Source organism: Neobacillus sp. YIM B06451 (assembly GCF_032667185.1).
Taxonomy (GTDB): Bacteria; Bacillota; Bacilli; order Bacillales; family Cytobacillaceae; genus Bacillus_D.
Window position 1 is genome coordinate 47,026 of record NZ_JAVFKJ010000010.1, and the last position, 17,464, is coordinate 64,489.

At 43.1% G+C, this 17,464-nt stretch carries 17 protein-coding genes; 16 read left to right on the forward strand and 1 reads right to left on the reverse strand.

Features of this window, described 5'->3' with window-relative positions; genetic code table 11:
- Positions 1 to 20: 20 nt before the first annotated feature.
- Genes RB160_RS15875 through RB160_RS15890 form a run of 4 tightly spaced genes read left to right on the forward strand, consistent with a single transcriptional unit; the run spans position 21 to position 4,021 of the window.
- Positions 21 to 656, forward strand: a complete 636-nt coding sequence (locus RB160_RS15875; RefSeq protein ID WP_316571405.1) for a DUF4129 domain-containing protein — start codon at positions 21 to 23, stop codon at positions 654 to 656.
- Positions 653 to 1,786, forward strand: coding sequence for a DUF4350 domain-containing protein (locus RB160_RS15880; protein ID WP_316571406.1), 1,134 nt, complete (start codon positions 653 to 655; stop codon positions 1,784 to 1,786). The genes RB160_RS15875 and RB160_RS15880 overlap by 4 nt, the downstream gene beginning before the upstream one ends.
- The gene (locus RB160_RS15885) at positions 1,783 to 2,712 is read left to right on the forward strand and encodes an AAA family ATPase (RefSeq protein ID WP_316571407.1); all 930 of its coding nucleotides are present in this window, start codon (positions 1,783 to 1,785) and stop codon (positions 2,710 to 2,712) included. Before RB160_RS15880 ends, RB160_RS15885 begins: the two co-directional genes overlap by 4 nt.
- Positions 2,663 to 4,021, forward strand: a complete 1,359-nt coding sequence (locus RB160_RS15890; RefSeq protein ID WP_316571408.1) for a DUF58 domain-containing protein — start codon at positions 2,663 to 2,665, stop codon at positions 4,019 to 4,021. The genes RB160_RS15885 and RB160_RS15890 overlap by 50 nt, the downstream gene beginning before the upstream one ends.
- Here the strand turns inward: RB160_RS15890 and RB160_RS15895 are convergent.
- Positions 3,999 to 4,979, reverse strand: a complete 981-nt coding sequence (locus tag RB160_RS15895; RefSeq protein ID WP_316571409.1) for a stage II sporulation protein M — start codon at positions 4,977 to 4,979, stop codon at positions 3,999 to 4,001. The genes RB160_RS15890 and RB160_RS15895 overlap by 23 nt on opposite strands.
- A 106-nt stretch (positions 4,980 to 5,085) precedes the next feature.
- Between RB160_RS15895 and RB160_RS15900 the strand changes: the two genes are divergently transcribed.
- The 12 genes from RB160_RS15900 to ggt all read left to right on the forward strand — a co-directional run bounded on the left by RB160_RS15900 (position 5,086) and on the right by ggt (position 17,345).
- A complete protein-coding gene (locus tag RB160_RS15900) occupies positions 5,086 to 5,889 on the forward strand; it encodes an RDD family protein (protein WP_316571410.1) in 804 nt (267 codons plus the stop codon).
- 373 nt (positions 5,890 to 6,262) lie between these two features.
- The gene (locus RB160_RS15905; protein WP_316571411.1) at positions 6,263 to 7,027 is read left to right on the forward strand and encodes a DUF4230 domain-containing protein; all 765 of its coding nucleotides are present in this window, start codon (positions 6,263 to 6,265) and stop codon (positions 7,025 to 7,027) included.
- Positions 7,028 to 7,521: 494 nt separating this feature from the next.
- On the forward strand, positions 7,522 to 7,740 hold the full coding sequence (locus tag RB160_RS15910) for a hypothetical protein (protein WP_316571412.1): 219 nt from the start codon (positions 7,522 to 7,524) through the stop codon (positions 7,738 to 7,740).
- A gap of 453 nt (positions 7,741 to 8,193) precedes the next feature.
- Complete coding sequence (locus RB160_RS15915) at positions 8,194 to 8,466, forward strand: hypothetical protein (protein ID WP_316571413.1); 273 nt, start codon at positions 8,194 to 8,196, stop codon at positions 8,464 to 8,466.
- Positions 8,420 to 8,605 carry a CopG family antitoxin gene (locus tag RB160_RS24045; RefSeq protein WP_396954732.1) on the forward strand — a complete coding sequence of 62 codons (186 nt, stop codon included), beginning with the start codon at positions 8,420 to 8,422 and terminating at the stop codon, positions 8,603 to 8,605. Before RB160_RS15915 ends, RB160_RS24045 begins: the two co-directional genes overlap by 47 nt.
- Before the next feature lie 169 nt (positions 8,606 to 8,774).
- Positions 8,775 to 11,513, forward strand: coding sequence for an AAA domain-containing protein (locus RB160_RS15920; RefSeq protein ID WP_316571414.1), 2,739 nt, complete (start codon positions 8,775 to 8,777; stop codon positions 11,511 to 11,513).
- Between the two features lie 26 nt (positions 11,514 to 11,539).
- The gene (locus tag RB160_RS15925) at positions 11,540 to 11,779 is read left to right on the forward strand and encodes a DUF7669 domain-containing protein (protein ID WP_316571415.1); all 240 of its coding nucleotides are present in this window, start codon (positions 11,540 to 11,542) and stop codon (positions 11,777 to 11,779) included.
- Between the two features lie 25 nt (positions 11,780 to 11,804).
- The gene (locus RB160_RS15930; protein ID WP_316571416.1) at positions 11,805 to 12,347 is read left to right on the forward strand and encodes a hypothetical protein; all 543 of its coding nucleotides are present in this window, start codon (positions 11,805 to 11,807) and stop codon (positions 12,345 to 12,347) included.
- A 198-nt stretch (positions 12,348 to 12,545) separates the two neighbouring features.
- The gene (locus RB160_RS15935) at positions 12,546 to 13,244 is read left to right on the forward strand and encodes a CBS domain-containing protein (protein ID WP_316571417.1); all 699 of its coding nucleotides are present in this window, start codon (positions 12,546 to 12,548) and stop codon (positions 13,242 to 13,244) included.
- Between the two features lie 184 nt (positions 13,245 to 13,428).
- On the forward strand, positions 13,429 to 14,271 hold the full coding sequence (locus tag RB160_RS15940; protein WP_316571418.1) for a winged helix-turn-helix domain-containing protein: 843 nt from the start codon (positions 13,429 to 13,431) through the stop codon (positions 14,269 to 14,271).
- Positions 14,272 to 14,348: 77 nt separating this feature from the next.
- Positions 14,349 to 15,215: a gamma-glutamylcyclotransferase family protein gene (locus RB160_RS15945; protein WP_316571419.1), complete on the forward strand. Its 867-nt coding sequence runs from the start codon at positions 14,349 to 14,351 to the stop codon at positions 15,213 to 15,215.
- A 360-nt stretch (positions 15,216 to 15,575) separates the two neighbouring features.
- The gene (ggt, locus tag RB160_RS15950; protein ID WP_316571420.1) at positions 15,576 to 17,345 is read left to right on the forward strand and encodes a gamma-glutamyltransferase; all 1,770 of its coding nucleotides are present in this window, start codon (positions 15,576 to 15,578) and stop codon (positions 17,343 to 17,345) included.
- The last annotated feature ends 119 nt before the right edge of the window (positions 17,346 to 17,464 follow it).

The following is a 17,464-nucleotide window of genomic DNA, read 5'->3' on the forward strand; positions in this document are numbered from 1 at the left end:
ATTTGAGTTGGGTGAAGGTTTTGATTGATTCTACTGAGGCAAAGAAAGAACTTGAAGAAATCCTTAAACAAGATGAATATACTGTTTATTCCAAACCGCCCGGGTTTATTGAAAAATGGTGGAATCAGGCAATGGCTTGGCTTTCTGATCTTTTGGAAAGCTGGTTTCCTTCCCTGGAACAAGGGTCTAGGTCAGCTGCGGCGCCGCTGCTTATTGCGATTATTGCCATTGCAGTTCTCCTTTTAGCTTGGATTGCCTATCTGCTGATCAGGAATAGCCGAAGGAAAATACTGAATAGGGAATATAAGCCGCTTCAGTTTTCCCGGGAAATCGACTGGACGTATGAGATGCATATGGAGAGGGCTTCCAGGCTTGAAGCTGAGGGCCAGCTCCGTGCGGCTGTCCGCCATTTTTTCCTCGCCCTGCTATTGTTTTTGGACGAGCAAAAGTGCATTGAAGCAAGACAGTGGAAAACGAACTGGGAATACTTCGCTGAACTAGGTAAATCCAGCAGGGTTGATGCAGATCGTTTCTATGAGCTTGCTTCTGTTTTTGATGAAGTGACATACGGTGAAAGGCAAATCAGCAACAATGATTTTCTCTCCTTCCGCAGTAAAATTGCTGCATGGCTGGAGGAAGGGAGGGTGGAGCGATGATGGGTAAACGTGGCTCACTCCTGCGTTCATGGCTTCCCTTTGTTGGACTGATTACGGTTTTTATAGCCATTCTTATTATTGGATATCAGCCTGAAGCAAGAAACTATCCAAAATACATCGCCTCATCACCGGCACCAACCGGTGTGAAGGCGATTTATACATTCCTGCAAGATAAGAAAAGTGCGCAGGAATGGGTGCACCCGCCAAAGGTACTGCCTAAATCGGCCCAAGGCCAGCTTCTGATCATGGTAGAGCCGCTGAATATCTCGAAAACCGCAGAAATGGAGCAGTATGAGGAATTCATGGAGGCGGGGAATTCAATCCTGCTTCTGTCACACATACCGGACGGTTTTTTCGCCTTGAAAACCGCAGCCGTCAAACCGGTGGAAAAACCGTACCTGCTGGAAGACGAAGAAAAGAATACATACAAAGTGAATGTAAACCTGCCTAACAGGCTGATTCCATCAAAAAAGGATAAGATTCTCCTCAACGACAAGGAGGGTGCTGTTGCCACCCAAAGGGAAGTTGGAAAAGGGAAATTATATGTTCTTGTAGCGCCAGACCTTATCACAAATAGTGAAGTGCTGAAGGAGGACAACCTAGCAGTCTTTTTGAAAATACTGAACGATGCTGACCCTTCTGCCGTTTTGTTTGATGAGTATGTGCATGGTGAGCGAAGTGCATTGTCAGGAGTACACGTTTATCCGAAATGGTTTCTGCTCCTCGTCCTTCAAGGAACGATTGCCGCCGCCATTTTCCTTTGGCTAAAAGGGAAACGGTTTGGTCCGGTTTACGCACCGCGTGAGGAGTACGTACGTTTTAGTGACGAAGGCATCCGGGCGCTCGCCGCATGGTATATCCGCGGTAGGCGTTACGGGGACAGCATCAAGATTCAGGCCGATTATACGAAGCAGAAGCTTCAGGAAAAGTGGCGAATTCCATATTCAATGCCATGGATTGATGCGGCAGATTATTTGGAAAGAAAATGGACTGTAAAATCGGCAGAGGAAATAAAAGAGTTTTTACAGGGGCTGTCCGCCGTTTTGGTGAAAGACGGCCTGAACAAACAAGAGTACCTGCTTTGGTCGAGGATTCTCGACGACTTGAGGATAGAGGTGGAGAAAGGTTGAATAAACAGCTGCAAGCATTATTGGATTCCTACGAGGAAAGGATTCTTGGACAGGGTACGAATCTGCGCCTGCTATTGTGTGCGGTCCTGACAGGAGGCCATGTGCTGCTCGAAGGAGTACCGGGCACCGGGAAAACAAAAATAGTGCGGACTCTTGCCGGCCTGCTCGGCGGGGATTTCGGCCGCATTCAGTTTACGCCAGATCTGCTCCCGAGCGATATTACCGGAAGCATGATTTACAATATGAAGGAAGGCAGCTTCCAGACACTGAAGGGGCCTATTTTTACGAATATTCTCCTGGCGGATGAAATCAACCGCACACCCGCCAAAACACAGGCTGCTTTGCTTGAAGCGATGGAGGAGAAGCAGGTGACGATCCAGGGCGACACCTACCGTCTGCCGGATGTGTTTTTCGTTGTCGCCACTCAAAACCCGATTGAATTCGAAGGAACGTACCCACTTCCAGAGGCGCAGCAGGACAGGTTCCTGTTTAAGCTGACCATTGGCTTTCCATCCTTTGAAGAGGAAAAACAGGTTCTGAAAAACGACCTGCACGATGTTTTTGCTGTCGAAGACATACGGACGGTCCTTGATCTTGAAACGTTTATCTTTATTCGAAATGAAATCGCGTCGATTACAGTCGAGGACAAAGTGCTCGATTATATGATGCAAATAGTCAGGAAAACGAGGGAGTCCGACTATATCCGCTATGGGGCGAGCACACGTGCCGCGATTTCCATCGGAAAAGCGGCGCGCGCTTGGGCCTATCTGTCGGGCCGGCAGTATGTGACGCCCGATGATGTGAAAATGGTGGCAAAACCAGCACTGAGGCATCGGATTCAGCTTGCACCGCATATGGAATTGGAGGGAGCGGCCGTTGACCAGATCATTGAAGAACTTGTGGGATCGGTTCCTGTTCCGAGATAGGGGTATTGTCCCGACAAAAAGGCTGCTAATAGCTTTTTTGTCGCTATCCGCCCTTTTATTGGGTGCAGTCATAGTTAAGGTTTCCTGGTTGGTGATTTTTGGTGCGAATGTGCTTTTCCTTGCACTTAGCCTGGCCGATTTGCTTTTTACACCGAAGCGGAAGGAGCTGTCCTTCCAGAGGGTATTCCCAGGCGAAATGGAGAGGGGAATACCAGCCAGGATTGAGGTGCTGGTAGCGAACAAGTCGCGGCACGCATTTTTGTTCCGCTTCATCGACGGAGTACCGCAAACCTTTAGGCAGCCGTTTCCTGTCACAGGTAGTGCAAATGGACAATCGGAAACAATCATCCCATATGAAACGGTCGCTTCTGTCCGCGGAGATTATCAGATTGGCAACTTATTCTTTCGTTACCGCAGCAGTCTCGGGTTATGGGAAAAACAGGTGACGTCCCACCTTGCCGACCAGGTGAAGGTGATCCCTGACTTAACGGAAACGCGCAGGTATCTGGAAAATGCCCAGCAATTCCTGTTGCATGAAGGTACTGCTATTCGCCGAAAAAGGATGGGCGAAGGCGATTTTGCCAAGGTACGCTCCTATGTGCCCGGCGATGATCCGCGGAAAATCAATTGGCGCCAAACTGCAAAGCTGCACGAAGTAATGGCGAATGAATACGAGCCCGAACATGGGAAGTACATCACGCTACTGATCGATTGCGGGAGGATGATGGGAGCCGAATTGAAAAAAGGCAACCGCCTGGAACAGGTACTGGAATCAGCGCTGACGGTGGCGGCCGCTGTGCTGCAAAAAGGCGACTATGTATCAGTCCTTGCTTTTTCAAAAAACATTAAGGTGTATGTCCCGCCTGCAAAGGGGATGAATCATCTTCAGACAATTCTTCAGGCGGTTTACGGTCTTGAAGTCGATCCAGTCGAGCCGAATTACGGAGCAGTGCTACAGTATCTCGAGAATGTCCAGAAGAAGAGGAGCCTCTTGCTGCTGTTCAGCGATGTCCGGGCCTTCCTTCATGAAGAAAACGCTCTCGTTTATTTGAAACGGCTGCGGCAACGGCATTTGTTTTTCATGGTTGGAATCGAGGATGGAACCTTAAAAGAACGGATCGCAATGAGGCCAGACGAGGTGAAAACGGCGATGATCAAAAGTATCGCCCAGCAACAGGAGCAGCTTAAACAAAGAGGCAAAAACAAATGGGAAAAGCAGGGCCTCCAAATGGTGGAGGCCAAAGAGGAACATCTCGCCGTCACGGCGATTTCGCATTATATCGACATCATGAACCAAAATGCTCTTTAGGAGTTGCTCTAAAAAATCTCAGTCCTCCGACAATGGTATAAAGCAAAAGTGCAAAGACGGTTAAAATGGCCACCGCGTACTTTGCTTCGAGCGAAATACTTGCAGGTGTGATATAGCCTTCAATGATCCCGGCGATGACGAACAAGGGAATCGTGCCGAGCAGCAGCTGGACGGATCGTTTTGCCTGCCTTTTCAGCTGGTACCCGCGCGACAGATTGCCGGGTACAAACAGCTTGTAGCCCATCAAAAGGCCTGATCCGCCAGCGATGAAGATGGCAGTCAATTCGATCATGCCGTGAGGTACAATATATGCCCAGAAATCATACGTTTTCCCTGAGTGCCAGAAAAGGGCGGCAAGGGCGCCGACGATTACCCCGTTGTAAACGAGCAAATACACAGTCAAAAGCCCAAAGGTAATGCCGCCGGCAAAGGCGAGAAACGCGACCTGGATATTGTTCGTCATGATTTCCGTGGACATGACGGCCGAATCTATTGTCTCATGACCTTCCCCGAGCCGGTCCGGGTCGACCGCATGCGAGATGTTATCGGGAAGAAGTGTATATATATGAAGCGGGTCGTTCACGACCGCAACAAAGCTGCCGGCCGCCCCAACGGTAAACAGCACGAACGCGATGAAGACGAACCGCCATTGTTCAAGCAGCAGCCCAATGAATTTTGTGCTGAAAAAATGGCGGATTTGCTTGCCGCTTGAGATTTGGTCTTTATACAGGAGATTATGAGCCTTTGAAACGAGGCCATTCAAGTATCCGGTGACGTCATCAGTCGGAAAATGCGTCTGGCAATAGGATAGGTTTTGGGAGGCCTTCTGGTAAAGCCGGTGAAAAGAGTCGATTTTTTCTCCGGTGATTCCCTTTTTGCGCCCGCTAAGCTCTGTAATGAGCTGTTCAAGCTGTTTCCATTCTTCACGATGTTTTTTGATCAGCTGTTTTACGTCCATATAGGCACCTGCTTGTACTGGATTTCATTGGCATTTATCTACATTATAGATTTTTTTGCCGAGAATAGAAAGATTAATAGAAAACTGTAAGAGCCGGAGGAGTAGCATGCAGCAGGAAAAAATCGATATCAAAACACCGGAATACGTTTCTTTGCAATTCCAAACCGCAGGACTTGGCAGCAGGGCGGCAGCGTTCCTGATCGACCAGGTGCTGTTGATGGCATTCAATATTGCTGTTGTACTGATTGTTTTACTTTCCCTTGGGGCTGGCTTTGAGGTCTGGCTGATCCGTTATGCCGAATCGTATGTACTGGGATTTCTTATTATCGGGCTGTTTGTGGTCAATTGGGGATATTTTTTTGTGTATGAGTTTTTCTCCGGCGGCGGGACGCTTGGGAAAAAGCTTCTAGGCATCCGTGTCATGCAGGAAAACGGGCACAGCATCACGCTTCTGTCGAGCCTAATCCGTAATCTAATTCGCATCATTGACATGCTGCCCGGTTTTTATTTCATCGGCATTGTCATGATTTTTTTCCATAAACAGCACAAAAGGCTCGGTGACCTCGTCGCCGGAACTATTGTCATTCATGAGCGAAAGGTGAAAAAGGGAAAAAAGAGTTCGCCGCTGGAAACGGAAATGAAGAACAGGGGCATCAGCAAGGAAACGCTGGCACTTGACGACTGGACAATCAAATCCTTCAGTGCCAAGGACTGGAAACTCATCAACACATACGCCGCCCGCTTCCTCCAGCTCCCCAAAAATGAAAAAACCGAACTAACAAAGCAAGTTGCTGCCATACTACTTACAAAAGCAGGAGTAGAGTGGCACACCCAAATAGAGGCAGAACTCGAAAATAACCTTCTCGCCCTCTACCTCCATTTGAAGGAAGAATGGGAGTTTGAGATGTAACAAATGGCAACAGTCTAAAAATTTGCGGAAAGAAACTGCTTATTTTTATCGGAAGGAAAACCGCTCTGCTCTGTCGTAAGCAAAAGGGTGGTTCTTAAATCAATAACCTTTGATATCACCACACTGATATTAGGCGTTGCAGGGAGAAGTGTTACGAGCACTTCTCTCTTTATTTATATATCAATCAGAAAACCCAGCAAGTACTGGTTTGTTGGAAAATCCTACATTATTAGATAATTTTTTAACTTTTCTACATTAATTTGTAATATCTTATGATATATTTATCATGGCAATTGAAATTTTGTTGAAATGGGAAAATGCAATTTGGGAAGACTTTCAAGGTATTTTTGATTGATTGAAATCCAAATGGAAGGTGAGAATATTGAGTATAAATAGAGAAAATATAGAAGAAAAAGACGAAAAAATAGCACAGCTAGAAAGACTATTAATGGAATTAAAGGAAGCACAACAGCAAAGTGCTGCAACTATTGCGGTAGATCATAACTTAAGATCTGTATCTCCGCCAAAAGGAATTTCTAATTTCTTTTTTAAAGCTGGTGTATTTAAAATTATTTTGCCCATCCTAGTTCTTTTAATTATTGCCTCAGCAGTAATTTGGCAATTTGCGGGCAGTACCACCAAGAAAGAGTCTGTCACGTTTGTTGAAAGAATTCAAAAGCTATCTACACTTGCAACCGCTAAAGCTTATACGAAAGAGGTTATACACGTAAAGGATAATCGGAATTTCTTGAATATTAATCTACCAGGAACAAATCGAGAAGTTTTATTAGTTGTACCCGCGACGGTTATTGCAGGGGTTGATTTGAAAAAGGTTACTTCTGAGGACATGGTTATTAATGAAGAAACAAAAGAAATAAATATTTCCCTTCCTCGTGCAGAGCTCATCCAGGAACCAGCATTACAGATGGATAAAATACAAGCCTTGGACAAGAATGGACTTTTCCGAGGTGATGTTAAAATGAATGAGGGGTTTGAAATGGCCGCTGAGGCACAAGAGAAAATTACTCAAAATGTCATTTCTGAAGGTTTACTTGAAGAAGCAGAAAAAAATGCAGAAAAAGTGTTAAAGGATTTTTTTAAGAATATTGGTTATGCGGTAAATGTTACGTTTAAATAATTGGACGGCCTGCCCATGCTACTTCGGGGCAGGCCTGTTCTTTTATTTTACTTGGGGAATCATAGAGATTTGACGAATTCTAATTATTGAAGAAGTCTCCAATCACTAACCAAATATTTTTCGTCCTTTTTCGCTATTATATTTGACAATAATTTACACTGGGATAGAATAAAGCTAGCCCCTTTTCCACTCCTAAATTATCCCACATCTTTTGACTCCACATCCTTTTCTTTTCCTGTTCTTCTTTTAATCTAAATTCCTATCTATTTTGGCAAGTCCTTATTCTATTACAAAGGAGATGGACCTATTTGGCTTCTTTTTTGGAAGAAGTAGATTGTCCCGTATGTGGAAAACCTGCTTTAAAGGATGTCTATTATAAAAGCGGGGATGAATATTTCATCTGTAGTTATTGCGGATACAGGTACGATCAACACTTAATAAAACAGGGTGATAATTGGGTACCTGTTATAGAGTCAGAATTTGGAGGGCATGGAATGCTGCGCCTCACAAAAAAAGTGGTCCCAAACGTGTTCGAAGAATTAAGCAGGGAACTGACTGAAGAAGAAATTGAAGAATACAGAAATGCTTTCTTAGCGGAGGACATCAATCAGGATGAGAGCTATATGGTAACTTTCAAGGATGGCGTCTTTACCATTCAGTTCGGAAATCCTACTTTGTGTTATGACGCCGCTAGAAAGAGTAAGGGGCGGTAACTTGGTGTAAGTCTTTTCTTTGGGTTGGAGTGGAAAGGGGCGTTTATCTGGTATTGGTAATGCTTCATTTTATCCTCTTTCTTGTGAGCATTTAAGGAAGGTAAAAACCGGTTCCTCGGTCTCCGAATGCAACCGAACAGTTAGGGAAAGGCTAAATGCTAATATTGCACTGGCCACTCCCTAAGCATTTTAAAACAACCCCATCTGTTCTACTTTCCCAACACTCTCTTTGTCAGTCAGATACCCCATCCTTTTATAGCCAGCTGACCTTTTTTCATACATTTTTTTCAATAATAGCTCATAGTAGGAACAGAAAAATTGTAGGCATGACCGAAGAAGGCCGAATTTTAGCTATAATTTACACAAAAAGAGAGAATAAGTTCCGACCCTTCACAGGATGGGATGCTACAGAAAGCGAAAGAAAATAATACAATAGAAGAAGGAGGTAACAAGATGGATAATGTTGGAAATGGGGCAAAAGGAAAGAAAAACAAAATGGTTCAAGAAAATTTAAAATTGAATTCATTTGTAGAGAAGGAATACGACGAATTAGGCAGGATAATAATCCATGACTTAAATGAAGTTCCAGAAAATGTGAATGAAGAAGAAACAATTCATTATTGGGAAACACATGCGATGAGCGAAGAACTTATGGCAGAGACATATTTTGAAGAAGATGATGAAGACCTTCCTCCTCCAAGGAAACAGTCGACAAAACCCGATTAATCTTAGAATCGAAAATGATTTATTGCAAAGGCTACAAAAAATTGCAGATATCAAACAGATTCCTTACCAGACATTATTAAAACAATTTGTTGCAGAAAGAGTTTATGAAGAAGAAAAAAGAGAAAAAATTATAACCTAGGAAACCACCTGCCAAGGTGGTTTTTTAAGTATTTGTATTGTTAAATAGCGGAAAGAGTCAATCTATCCCTTAGCCGCAGTTTGTTCCTCCGCCTTCCAAGATAGAAATGGTATAATTTAGATGTTGCTCTTTTAAAACATGCGGACTAATGAAGAGGTGTTATTTTGGTTTGAATATAGAAAAATTCCTTATTCTTGTTAAAGGTGAAGATAAAACTGAAGATATTGAATGGATGAGGTATGAACATCAAAAGTGGCAAATTAAATTCTTTAATTCCACTAAACCATACTCGTACAATTATTTGAACATAGAAAAACATGATGATCCTTTAATAAAAGACGCTAAAACCTGTGTGGTTTATGAAAATAACCTTCCGATATCTGGGGTTGTTAAGATACTGATTTTTGGTGATTATGTAAGGCTAATTTTTGGGTCGGGCTACCAGAAGGTGTACAGAAGGGCGAGTCTTATTATTGAAGAAACTTCTCTTACCAGGAAACCGGTTCTTAACTGTTTTGAGTATTTTAAAAGATTGGCTTCATTTATAAGTGTGAAAGATGAGAAAGAACAAAGTTTTTTAAGCAGGCAATATGGAAGCTTAACTGCGATCAGTCCACGTAGTGTTTTAGCCTCCTACTTAGAAGGAGTTCCGTTCAGAAAAGGAACGAGGATAGGACAAGTAATCTTTCCTTTTGGGTTCAATATGAGCCAGAAAGCCGCGACAGAACGAGCACTCGCCGAGCAGGCGAGTGTTATTGAGGGTCCGCCGGGGACTGGAAAAACTCAAACAATTTTAAATATCATTTCCAACGCGGTACTGAATGGGAAGACAGTTGCAGTGGTATCCAATAATAATTCTGCGACAGCTAATGTTCTTGAAAAAATGAAAAGGTATGAAGTTGGCTTTTTAGCTGCTTACCTGGGAAATAAAGAAAACCGGGTTGATTTTTTTTCAAAACAACCTCAATCCTACCCAGACATGTCCGTTTGGAAACTTAATGATGAAGTAATGAAAGTATTAGCGGAGACCCTTCGTAACTCTCAGCAGAAACTAAATGAAATGTTAAGCTATCAAAATGAACTGGCAGATGTAAAGCAGGAGCTATCCCAATTGGAAACGGAATATGAATATTTTAAGCAGTACATAAGTCAATCCAATTTTACCCCAATAGATATGAAGTGGGTGCATCGGCTTAAGGCTGATAAGATATTGAAATTCATTTTGGATTATAAGCTTTCTGCTGAAGAGGAAAGCATATCTCTCAAAAGAAAGCTGTACAATATGTTCTCTTATAGGATTTTCAATTTGAAGTTTTATAAATTTCCTGTGGATGCTGTTATCACATCTTTGCAACAAGATTATTATGAGGTTAAAAGCAGGGAACTCCAAGCGAATATTGACGAGTTGTCTGGAAAGCTAAATGCTTACAAATTTGAAAGGGCAATGAACCAATACTCGCAGAATTCCATGAAATTATTTAAAGCGAATTTGGCTAAGAGATACACGAAAAGTGTGAGAAGGACATTTAGTGACGATGCACTCTGGAAAGAGAAAGAGTTTGAAAAGTTTATAGAAGAATACCCGGTTATTTTAAGCACGACGCACTCATTGCGAAACTGTGCAGCAAAAAATTACCTCTTTGATTACGTTTTAATGGATGAGGCATCACAGGTCGATCTAGTCACAGGAGCCTTGGCACTGTCGTGTGCAAAAAATGTTGTAATTGTCGGTGATACGAAACAGCTGCCTAATGTTATCCCGGCCCAAGAAAAAGAACTAGCCAACAAGATCTTTCAGAATTCAGGGTTGAACCCAGCATACAATTACGCTGAGCATAGTTTGCTCACTTCAATTATGGGTCTATATAAAGAAATTCCCAAAACACTTTTAAAAGAACATTATCGCTGCCACCCGAAAATCATCGAGTTCTGCAACAAGAAATTTTATAATAATGAACTTATTATTCTGACTGATGAAGAGAAGCGAAAATCAAAACCGCTTGTTCTTTATAAGACTGCAAAAGGCAATCATGCAAGGAGCAGGCAGAACCAGCGTCAGAGAGATATGATCTTCAATGAGATTTTTCAAGATCAACAGATTGATGAAGAAAAGGCAACGGTTGGGATAATCTCTCCATTCCGCCAGCAGGCAAATGAGCTCCAGCAAACCATTGGAGACCGAAGTATTGAGGCTGACACAGTGCATAAATACCAGGGACGGGAAAGAAATATAATCATCCTTTCTACTGTAGCAAATGAAATTCAGGTAAATGATTTTGCCGATGATCCTAATCTCATCAATGTTGCGGTTTCACGCGCAGTGAATCAATTAATCGTTGTCACTGCCGAAGGGGCAGAAAACTGGAAAGGCACAAATATCGGCGATTTAGTAAGGTATATCAAATACCATAACTTTGAAGTGATAGAAAGCCAAATTTACTCAGTTTTTGATCTTCTTTATACTAGCTATTCGGAAAAGTTGCTTGACGTAGTTAAGAGAGGCAAAGCAGTTTCCTTACATAAATCAGAAAACCTTATGAATGCAGTCATAGAGAAGGTTCTAAGTGAACAAGATTTTCAGAGTTTAGACCATGTCCTCCACCAGCCTTTAAGAATGCTAATTAAAGACCCAGTTCTACTCAATGATGAGGAAAAACAATACGCTATGAATATCTTAACCCATACCGATTTCGTGATATTCAACATGCTGGATAAGATGCCGGTATTGGTTGTTGAGGTAGATGGACATGCCTTCCACGCCAATAACCCAGTGCAATTGAAGCGTGACGAGCTGAAGGACCGGATTCTTGAGAAGTATGGGATACCGATTATTAGGATGAAGACAACGGGGAGCGGCGAGGAAGGAAGGCTGAAACAGAAGTTAAGCGAATTAATAGGAGAAGATTAAAACATGAGATAAGGGAGGACATGCTGATGACTCATTGTGAAGCAATTATCGAGGCCTTACAGGCTTTGGGCGGAGAAGCAACGATTAGTGAAGTGGACGAGTGGGTGAATCGAAACTATCCGAATCGATGGAAAAGTTCAAGTACAAGCCTCGCGGACATGGTTCCTGAAGACAAGGGTGGCAACCCCTCCTCATTAGTTCCTCCACATTTTCGAGTGTTGGAAAGAGTAGAGCGTGGGAGGTACAAATTAACTCATTTGCTGTAGAAAGTTTGTAAAAGAGGTGGCTGAAATGGCTGGAAATGTTTCTGCTTCAATAAAAACCAATAAAGATGTTCTTACATACATACTTGGACTCCAACAAGTGTCAAACACAACAGCTTTTACAAAAGAAAATCATTTTGTATTATCACCTTCTATTCAAAATTCTCACCACTGGTTTGATGTTAGAGAAGTGAACATTAAGCGGTATCGTGAACAAACGAAAAAAGGACATTTACTTATTAGGCTATTTGACAAATTTCTATATACAGACCTGGATATCTTCCTCGAACAAACAGTTTCAACAGAGAGTATGGTTGTTACAGAAGTAAGTGGGACCCACTGGAAATTCAATGTGAAACTGGATTCAAACGGTTATTATGCATTAAATCAAACTAGTAAAAAACGTTGTAGTTTAAAAGAAGTATCTGTGGATGAACTTATTAGCATCTTTAATGAAGAGACTGTTCAACAGACACTAGAGGAGAAGGCTCAAGTTATTCCCGAACCCATTCAACCAGAAATTGATAAACCTAAAAGGAGTTTTTGGCAGAAACTTTTTGGTGGTTTTTAGAGGAGAGAATGAGTACCGCCAGATTTTACAAGCGAATTTTCACTGGATGAACTTATCAGTAAATCATATTATACAAACCATCATTAAATATTTGGGGAAGAGCCCGCGGATGAAGAAACCGGTGATTACCGATTAGCGGAAGAAGTCATTCCAAATTACCCGCGGGAAAGATTATGGATATATGAAAGGGGGCGCAAAATGAAAAATTCTGAACGGTTTCTATCAGCTTTTAATTTGATTGAAAAGCATATTAGTAGGAAAAGGGAAACGTCTGAGTATGTTCCGTTTAAAAAAGCGATCGAGAAGGCGGTGCCAGGTGATCCGATTATTAGAAGGTATCAATATGATTTGCTCGAATTTGCGGATTTGCGTAACGCTATTGTGCATGAAAGAACGGATCCCAATTTTGTTATTGCGGAACCGCATGATTCTACTGTGCTGAAAATCGAAAGGATACAAAATGAGTTAATTAATCCTAAGTTAGTGCTCCCTGCGTTTGGCAGCGAGGTTATTATTTTTCAAACAAATAACTCACTGACAGATATGTTGAAAATGATTCGTGAAAAGGCTTTTTCCCAGTTTCCTATTTATAATAGAGACAATTTTGTGGGATTAATTTCCGAAAATGGCATCACAAATTGGTTGGCTAAACATGTTGAAGAAGATGTATTTTCCTTAATGGAAACGTCCTTGGAGTCGATCCTAGATTGCGAAGAAAACAAAGACAACTTTCATTTTATCAGTCGAAATACAACGGTTATTGAGGCTGAGGAAATCTTCAAAGACTTTTTTGCGAATGGTTCAAAAATAGACGCGTTATTGATTACCCATAATGGGAAGAGCACTGAATCTTTACTAGGTATTATTACCACTTGGGATATTATAAACGGACAATAGCGGATAAATCGGTTTGACATCGCCAATAATCCAGCAGCAATGTTTTAGTTCTGGTTATTAATATTGAAGGATTTAAGACTGATATTCACCTAAATTAGCGGGGGATTTGTGGGCCATGAATGAAATCAGGACTTGGAAGGGTCGCGAGGGATTGATGAATGAAACGGCCTGACTTTCTAAGGGGTTGAAACTCTATCAAAAAAAGTTGCGGCAGGATCCGGATAATGTGGAGCTTAAGGCCGATTATGCAAAGCTGCTGGTCCAATGCGGGACGGATGAAAAATTAAAGCATGTGAACATGGAACATGCGAGACGGTTGTTTGAAGAGGTACTGGAACTGTTTCCTGCCCAATCAGATGCGATGTATCGATTGGGGCATGTTTACTTCGAACTAAGGGATTATCGAAAAAGTGTTGAATATTTTTTAAAAGCTCTAAGCCAGCCGATGTCGGATGTTCGCAAGTTGCGTTCTTATATAACGCTTTCGAAGGCTTACTTTTGGCTGGACGAACATGATCAAGCGATTTCAAATTTAGACAAGGCGAAGGCGCTTGACGAAGATCGAAACTTCACGAGCGAACTGGATGAAGCCATTGTTTTATTTTCAGATACGTACCCGGATGGGCGAATCGTGAAGGATCCGTCTGGCAAAAAAACGGTCTTGTCAAATGAAGAAGTCGATGAATTACTAGATGGCCTAATTGACAAAGAGGCAATCCTCGATTTTCGGGATTTCACTCCTATGTTCACTGGGCTAAATAGTACAGTGCCACTGGAAAGAAAAGAAGCCAGGATCCTTGAATTTCTTTATGACCGTAGAAATCGGCATGTGAATACCGAAGAAATTATGAGTTTATGGGAGGAAGGAGAGCGGCCCGCACTTGGCACGATTAAATCATACATATCAAAAATCAGGACGAAGGTAAAAGCGAGTATGCCTACTGAATATCAAAGCATCATTATCAATAAACATGGGCTCGGGTACCGATGGGTTTGCCCGGTACCGCTGAATATTTTTCACAAATGAACGACGAAGAAAGGTTGGGCGAATCCCAACCTTTTCTATATATACTCAACTTATCAAAACAAAAGGAGTTGATTGGTATGGTGAAAGTTTTTGTTTATGGGACATTGCGGAAAGGTGAGTCGAATCACCATTTGTTAAAGAACGCCGTGCGTATTGCGGAGCAGTGCTGGACGAACGGCGCCCTTTTTGACACAGGATACGGGTACCCAGCGCTGGGGCTGGATCCTCAGGCAAAAGTGTTTGGTGAACTGTATGAGGTAACTGCCGAGGAGCTTTTCCGTCTCGATCGGCTTGAAGGATACGTTGAAGGTGGAACAAACAACCTATATGAACGGGTCGAGCAACTGGTTTATACAGACAAAGGGGCAGTTACTGCCTATCTGTATTATGCGGGCGGTCCAGATTTGCTTGTGAAAAGGATTCCGAACGGCGATTGGAAGGAATACAGGCTAATCGCGAGAAAAACTGGTTCAGTCTTATATTTTGCCTACGGCAGCTGTATGGATGACAGGAGGTTTAGGAAGGATGGGGTCGGCCATTACTTTCAGGAAATGCTCGGGAAGGGTGTTTTGGAAAATTATACGGTCCGGTTTTCGAGGAAGTCTTCAGTTGATGGCAGGGGGAGGGCGGATATTGTTGAAGAAGGAGGAGTGGTCGAAGGCAAAGTGTACAACATTCCAATCCGGGCTTTAAGGGAATACCTGTATCGGCGTGAAGGTGCTCCGTTTGCTTACCGGCCCACGTTTGTAACGGTTGGCTTGAATGGCAAGGAGGTCGAGGCCCTGACCTTTGTTGTCACGGATAAACAGGAGGAAATGGCTCCGCCTGAGTGGTATAAAGAAGAAATTATTCGCGGCGCGGTCGGCTTTGTTTCAGAGGCTTATTTTACAAAAATCAAGCTCCATATGGAAACGTTGGAAACAGTGATTGGAGGCCAAGTCTAATGGGTACTTTTACGGGCTTGATTCTGGTCGGACAAAAGATTATTAAGGAAGGCCTGGACTTTTGTTCAGGCCGTTTGGCTAGTTGGTCTAACAGGTAACTAAATAACATTTTTGCTTTTTCATCAAAAGGAGTACCAAAGCAAACACAAATGGAGGGCCCCCAGCAGTACCGTAAGCTACGGGAATTATTGTCTTTCGCGTAGGACAGGACATCACGAAACTTCCGCAAGTCTATTTCCCTATTTCCGAAAAAAAGCTAGTACTAAATATTCAAAATTTAAAAGATTTCGTCAAATGACTTGCTAATTTTCTAAGCTTTTCCCTACCATGGAAATGAAATGATTTCAAGGAGGGGTTAGCTTGAAGAAAATATGGCGAGTTGGTTTGTTTTCTTTGCTCTGTGTTCTGTTATTGGTTGGGACATTACCGATCACTGGGGAGGCAAAAAATACAAAACTCAGTTATGGCGACTTCAGTCAGGTGGACATTGGCAAGGATGGAATGGTGTCAACGGCCCACCCCCTTGCTTCTGAAATCGGAGCAGAAGTTCTCGAAAAAGGGGGCAATGCCATTGATGCGGCTGTAGCTATCCAGTTCGCGCTGAATGTCGTTGAACCAATGATGTCAGGGATTGGCGGCGGCGGATTCATGATGGTGTATGATGGCAAAACGAAGGAAACGACCATCGTAAACAGCCGGGAACGTGCCCCTGCTGGCGCGACTCCTGATATGTTCCTCGATGCAAACGGCAATCCGATTCCTTTTGCAACACGATCGACTGGCGGAACAGCAGTTGGGGTTCCCGGAACATTAAAGGGGCTTGAGACTGCTCTTGACATGTGGGGAACGAGAAACATGGAGCAATTGATTGGGCCAGCCGTCAAGCTAGCTGACAAGGGGTTCCCGATTGATTCCGTTCTTGCCGGAGCGATTGCCGACAATCAGGAAATGCTGTCTCGTACGGCTGCCAAAGATGTCTTCCTTCCGGGCGGCAAACCACTTCAGGAAGGTGATATCCTCGTTCAAAAAGATTTGGCTAAAACTTTTAAGCTAATCCGTGCAAAAGGGAGCGATGCTTTTTATAAAGAGGACATAGCGAAAGCCATTGCGGACGTTGTCCAGGACTTCGGCGGTTCCATGCAGGTCAGTGACTTGCAGAAGTACGATGTCACAATCGACAAACCGATATGGGGAGACTACCAGGGCTACCAAATTGCCAGCATGCCTCCTCCAAGCTCCGGCGGGGTATTTCTTTTGCAAATGCTGAAAATCCTTGATGGATTTGATTTATCTCAATACGATATAAATTCTGTTGAAAAGTATCATTTGCTGGCGGAAACGATGCATCTTGCCTATGCGGACCGTGCGGCATATGCCGGCGACCCTGAATTTGTCAACATGCCGATCAACGGGTTGCTACATCCTGACTATATCAAGGAACGCCAAGCGCTTATCAGTCTCAACAGCGTAAATAAGAATGTAACAGCCGGCAATCCATGGAAATATGAAACTGGCTCAGCAAATTACTCTCAAACAAGCCAGCCAAATGATCGGAAATATGGCGAGACTACCCACTTTACTGTAGCTGACAGATGGGGAAATGTTGTTTCGTACACAACGACAATTGAGCAGCTTTTCGGGACAGGCATCATGGTTCCTGGCTACGGAATTATGCTGAACAATGAACTGACCGATTTTGATGCCGTTCCTGGCGGGGCGAATGAAGTCCAACCAAACAAACGGCCATTGAGCAGCATGACCCCGACAATTGTGTTTGAAAATGGCAAGCCAGTATTGACCGTTGGTTCACCAGGAGGGCCAACCATTATCACTTCCGTCCTGCAGACGATTCTCCATGCTATCGAATATGACATGGAGCTCAAAGAGGCTGTAGAACAGCCAAGAATATACACAAATAACATCAATTCATACCGTTTTGAAGAGGGAATCAGCAATGACACCATTGCTAAGCTCAACGAAATGGGGCATAAATTCGGGCCTGAGCCAACCACAATTGGCAATGTTCAAAGCATTTTCATTGACCATGAAAAAGGAATCTTTAAAGGAGTCGCGGATTCGAGTCGTAACGGCGCGGCAATTGGGATCAATTTAAAAGGGAATCGGAAGTAGGTCAGGTCGCAAAGGATTACCTTAAATAGGGTGGCCTTACGCTCTTATTGAATGGGTAACGCAATTTGTAAGACCCAGATCACTTTCGTTGCATCTTTCATGCAAAAAGCTAAGCCTGG

What these genes read in the sequence shown, in the direction of transcription:
- RB160_RS15945 (WP_316571419.1), top strand. Translation starts at nt 14,349, where the DNA reads ATGGTGAAAGTTTTTGTTTATGGGACATTGCGGAAAGGTGAGTCGAAT.
- RB160_RS15910 (WP_316571412.1), top strand. Translation starts at nt 7,522, where the DNA reads ATGCTGCGCCTCACAAAAAAAGTGGTCCCAAACGTGTTCGAAGAATTA.
- RB160_RS24045 (WP_396954732.1), top strand. Translation starts at nt 8,420, where the DNA reads ATGAAGACCTTCCTCCTCCAAGGAAACAGTCGACAAAACCCGATTAAT.
- RB160_RS15880 (WP_316571406.1), top strand. Translation starts at nt 653, where the DNA reads ATGATGGGTAAACGTGGCTCACTCCTGCGTTCATGGCTTCCCTTTGTT.
- RB160_RS15915 (WP_316571413.1), top strand. Translation starts at nt 8,194, where the DNA reads ATGGATAATGTTGGAAATGGGGCAAAAGGAAAGAAAAACAAAATGGTT.
- RB160_RS15925 (WP_316571415.1), top strand. Translation starts at nt 11,540, where the DNA reads ATGACTCATTGTGAAGCAATTATCGAGGCCTTACAGGCTTTGGGCGGA.
- RB160_RS15930 (WP_316571416.1), top strand. Translation starts at nt 11,805, where the DNA reads ATGGCTGGAAATGTTTCTGCTTCAATAAAAACCAATAAAGATGTTCTT.
- RB160_RS15935 (WP_316571417.1), top strand. Translation starts at nt 12,546, where the DNA reads ATGAAAAATTCTGAACGGTTTCTATCAGCTTTTAATTTGATTGAAAAG.
- RB160_RS15900 (WP_316571410.1), top strand. Translation starts at nt 5,086, where the DNA reads ATGCAGCAGGAAAAAATCGATATCAAAACACCGGAATACGTTTCTTTG.
- RB160_RS15895 (WP_316571409.1), bottom strand. Translation starts at nt 4,979, where the DNA reads ATGGACGTAAAACAGCTGATCAAAAAACATCGTGAAGAATGGAAACAG.